The 4,645-nt window shown below is 67.1% G+C and carries 2 protein-coding genes and 1 pseudogene; all 3 read left to right on the top strand.

Going from position 1 to position 4,645, the window contains the following annotated elements; all coding sequences use genetic code 11:
• Nucleotides 1-762: pseudogene (locus ACFYOB_RS41440) on the top strand (transcriptional regulator); the annotation flags it as partial.
• Nucleotides 763-768: 6 nt separating this feature from the next.
• A complete protein-coding gene (gene tpg / locus ACFYOB_RS41435; protein WP_388570237.1) occupies nucleotides 769-1,323 on the top strand; it encodes a telomere-protecting terminal protein Tpg in 555 nt (184 codons plus the stop codon).
• Nucleotides 1,324-1,660: 337 nt separating this feature from the next.
• The gene (locus tag ACFYOB_RS41430) at nucleotides 1,661-4,516 is read left to right on the top strand and encodes an NACHT domain-containing protein (protein ID WP_388570235.1); all 2,856 of its coding nucleotides are present in this window, start codon (nucleotides 1,661-1,663) and stop codon (nucleotides 4,514-4,516) included.
• Nucleotides 4,517-4,645 lie beyond the last annotated feature (129 nt).

The raw sequence follows: 4,645 nt of genomic DNA, 5'->3' as shown, positions 1-4,645 counted from the left end.
TGGGCGCACCTCAACGCCAGCCTGCTGCCCAGCCCGTTCACGCCGAAGGGCGACACCCCGACGGGGCCGGCCTGGTACGCGACGCCGACCGTGGCCTACGCCCAGGAGCTCGGCTACGACGTGGCGCCCATCGAGGCATGGGTGCGGTACGAGAACGGCCGCTACCTGGACAACTGGTACGGCCGGCTGCGCGACGCCTACCTGGCGACGATGGCCGACCTAGGCGTCGCCGCCGACCTGTCCCCGCAGGAGTTCCTCGCAGCGATGGACAGCTACCGCCAGCGCGACCCGCAGCTGGCGATCGTGGTGTCCGCGATCAAGGCCACCGTCAAGGGCGGCATCGGCAAGCTCCGCGAGCGGCCCCGCGGCGAGGGCTGGCGCCCCGGCGAGCCATGGCGCGCCCTGTCCCGGCCCACCTGGCGCCCCGACATCCGCGCCGCCGTCATCTCCCGGGCCCGGATCAACATGCACCGCAAGCTGGTCAAGCACGCCGCCTTCACCGGCCAGTACCCGGTCGCGATCCTCTCCGACTGCGCCGTCTACGCGGCCGACGGCCCGTCCCCGCTGGACTTCCTGCCCTACCGGGACGGCAAGGCGCTGCCCGGCGGCTGGAAGCTCGGCGTGAACCCCGGGCTGGTCAAGTGGGAGGGCACCCAGACCGTGCTGTGGGGCGAGGGCGTACGCGAGGAACAGGGCGACGACCTCAACCTCGCCCGGTACATCAAGGACGGCAACATCACCCACACCGACGACGGGGAGTAGACCGCGATGGCACAGCTCGAGGACGGCCTCAACAAGGCGGTGGCGAAGGCGTTCACCCGCCCGATTCCGAAGTCGGCGGGCGCCCAGATGCGCTACCAGGTAAAGCAGCTCAAGTCCACCAAGGCCGCCGCGGCCGCGCTCGGGATCTCCCAGCGCACCGTCGAGCGTTACGTCAAGGACCAGATCAAGAAGCCGCGCCCCGAGCTGGCCGCCCGCATAGAGCGCGAGGTCAAGAAGAAGTGGCAGCCGCAGATCCGCGCGAAGGCCAAGAAGACGGCGGCCACCACCGGCGGCATCCTCGTCGACACCCGCGCACGGTTCGGGTACACCGCCGCGCCCGGCACCACGGACGACGGCCGGATGCGCCACCTCACCGTGGCACTGCCGCCCGAGTACGCCGCCCGCCTCTTCGACGCCCAGGAAGCCGGGGCGAACGAGCAGCAACTGCGTGACATCGCCGCCGAGGGCCTCCAGGAGGTCTACTTCAAGGACCGCGGACGCCGCGCCGGCGGCCTCCTGGTGGAGTTCACCGACGTCGAACACATCGAGTTCGACCTGTAGAACGCGCGCTGAAGGCCAACGGTGGCGGAAGTGAGACTGAGCGCTTCAGTTGGCGAGTGAGTGGTCGAGTTGGCGGATTGAGCGCCATCCCATGTCCTGGAAGGTCAAGACTGGCGACTTGCCCCGTGGGCGCTCCAGCAGGGCTCGCTCGGACTGGTCTGTGGGACTTGCTGCACGTTGAGCCCGGATGACCTCAGGGGCTCACTGCCTCCGCCCCAAAGCAGCCCACCCAGACGCACCTCGCCGCCCGGCGCGGCGTGCACCGATGCCCGCGTGATTACAGAAAGTATTCCTCTGTTAGGAAAGCGGTTGTCACGGGGGCATCCACGTGCGGTACATGCGGCTCGGTATCTGGGTTACGGCGTTGGCTATCACCGCTGCCCTTGTCATCGTGACAGCGTTGAACGGCAAGGGTTTCAGCGAGCCTGGGACCTTGATGGCGGTGCTGGGATTCCTTGTGGCCGCTGGCGGATTGGTGCGGAACCTGCTCCATGACGTTGCCGATGCCGAGCAGGAGGCTTCTTCCTCCGAGCGGCTGGACCGCCTTGCCGGGCGACTGGCTGACGCGGTCAAGGACGAATGGCAGGCGGAGTGGCGGCTGCGCCGGCTGCAGGATCCCGATCCGCTGCCCGTGCCCTGGGCCTTGCCGGAACCGTGGCTGTCCGACGTATCCGGCGAATGGCACGACACCGTAGACCCCGGCGACCGCTGGGAGAACATCACCGAGGTCTTCAACCGGGTGCCCTCCAGGCGGATAGTGGTACTTGGTGCTCCGGGGAGCGGCAAGACGGTCCTGGCAGTGCGCTTCACTCTGGACGTACTACGGCGGCGCCAACCCGGCGACCCCGTCCCGGTGATCCTCTCGCTCTCCAGCTGGCGGCCGGATCGCGAGAGCCTCCGTACCTGGGCAGCGACCTCGCTGGCCACCATGGGGGTTACGCGAGTCCGGGAGCTCTTGGCCAATGGCCGGGTGCTGCTGGTACTGGACGGTCTGGACGAGATTCCCCCACCCCTGCGCACCCGTGCAGTGAGCAGGCTGAACGCTGAGCTGGATACCACAACCCCCGTGCTGCTGACCTGCCGAACGCAGGACTATGCCGAGCAGGTCCAGAGCGGAGATGCCTTCACCTCGGCCGCGGTATTGGAACTGAGGCCGCCTTCCTTTGACGACGTGAGCTCCTACCTCGTACGCACTGCGCGACCAGTGAGAGGAGAGGCGGGAAGGCGAACCACACGCTGGGACCCAGTCGTCGCCCACCTGCGAGTCCATCCGGAAGATCCCGTCTGTCGCACACTGCGCCACGTCTTCCAGACGCCGCTGATGGTGGCCATGGCGCGTGTCGTCTACAGCGATGGCGGGGCCGACCCCACGGATCTACTCGATCTGCGCTTCACCAACCCCGCCGACCTCGAGCAGCACCTACTCGAGGGATTCGTGCCGGCGGCCTTCCGCGATTCTCCCGATGCTGGCCGGATTGGTCAGTGGCTCGGATTCCTCGCCGCACACCTCGAACGTCGTCAAGCCCGTGATCTTGCCTGGTGGCGATTGCGGTTGGCGTTGCCGTGGCCGCTGCGCCGCCTCGGGCCGATCCTGCTTCTGGGAGCGGTCGTCGTCACGATCCCCAACGCAGTGGGTCCACCCGTGGTAGCCAGCCTGCTGGTCGGCTTCTGCATCGGATACGTCGTCCTGTCGCGTGGTCCAGGAGTGACGCCTATAGGCCGAGGCCGCGTCCTACGCGCGCTTCTCCCGGTTGCAGGAACGGCCGTCGTCCTTGGCGCCATCGTTGGGGCCACAGGAAGCCTCAGTGGCCACGTGTTCGGTTACCTGGACCGATACGGCGGATTGGGTTTGACGCAGGACTGGCGGGAACGGGCCTGGCTGGGGATGGCCGCAGGCCTGGCCACCGCCGTGGCCCTGGCTGTGATCGGCATCGTCGGCGAGCCGCTACCCTCCACTGCATCCTTCAGCGGCCGTCGCCAGTCCATGACAGCCCTCGTTCTCGCCACGGCCACTTTGCTGACCACGGTCGGCTCCTACCTAGGTTGGGGCAGCTCCGACACCCTCGCTGCAGGCGTTGCCGTGTCGGTTATGACGCTGCTTTATGCACTGACAATCGCCCGCGGAGCGAAGGCCAACCCTGATGTCAGGAGCACAGAGGCGCTCCGCCCAACGAGGGTCAGGAGGTGGCAACAGCTGGGCCAGGCTGTGGGCCGAGGTCTGGCGGCTGGGCTGATTGCCGCATTTTGTTTCGGCGTGCCCCTCGGGCTGGCGGCGGGGACCGCGCTAGCCATCAGGGCCGGTACGCAGCATGCGTTCCCTGAGGGCTCCAATGTGTTTACGTTGCGTCCGGGCACTCGCTGCGCGGTCGCCCCGGGTGACTGGAGCCTCTGCCGGTCGTCGCACGGCGAGCGGTTCGTACGCGCCTCACGTGAGGTTGAGGTTCGGGTTGTCCGCGATGGAGTGGACAGCAGCTGGGCATATACGCCGGAGGAGGCCAAGGAGGTGTGCGCAAAAGGGACAGGGAATCGGTGTACCACCTTCCGTGAGCTCATCGAGCTTCACGTTCAACGAAACCGCTTCGGCTACGACTTGGTGGTTGTAAAGCTTCCCGACGACACCTACGCCGACGGCAAGGGCCTTCTGGACCGCCTGCCCCCTCAGACAGCTCAATGGCTTTACGTCCCGGCCCCGGGAGTGTTTTTCAGCAACGCCGTGACCTTCGGCCTTGTAGGTGGATTGGCCACGGGTCTGGTCATCGGGACCGTCGCCGCACTGCACAGATGGCTGTTCTCACCAGTGGACATCGTCCGCGCACTGAGCCCGCGAGCGAGTCTGCGCACGGACCGAACGACAGCGATCGCCCAGGGCCTCATCGTGTTCCTACTCGGTACCCTTGCCACCGTTTTGCTGTCAGAACTGGCGAGTTTCCAGAGCCCCCTCTCGCCGTACTGGCCGCTGGTCGGAGCCCTCGCCATCGCCCTAAGCGCCTGGGGTTGGTTCCTCACCACACGCTTGTGGCTGTGCGGCACCGGCAGGCTGCCGTGGCGCCTGATGACCTTCCTGGACGACTCGCATCGTCGCGGAGTCCTTCGGCAAGAAGGCGCGGTGTACCAATTCCGGCACGCCAGAGTGCAGACACAGCTGGCAGCGGCCTACGAGCAGCAGGTCTCCGACACGACCCGACACGACTGAGCGCCTCAACTGGCGACACCGCCAACTGAAACGCTCAGTAGCTGTTGTCGTTCCGATCTTGAGGGCTGTGTGTCGAACGGGAGTCTCGATCGGGTGATCGCCGCTGGTCGTGGGCATGAAGGCAGGGCC

It is taken from the genome of Streptomyces sp. NPDC006463, assembly GCF_042870715.1.
Classification (GTDB): domain Bacteria; phylum Actinomycetota; class Actinomycetes; order Streptomycetales; family Streptomycetaceae; genus Streptomyces.
The sequence above is the reverse complement of the archived record's forward strand: the minus strand, read 5'-3'. Positions and strand labels throughout refer to the sequence as shown.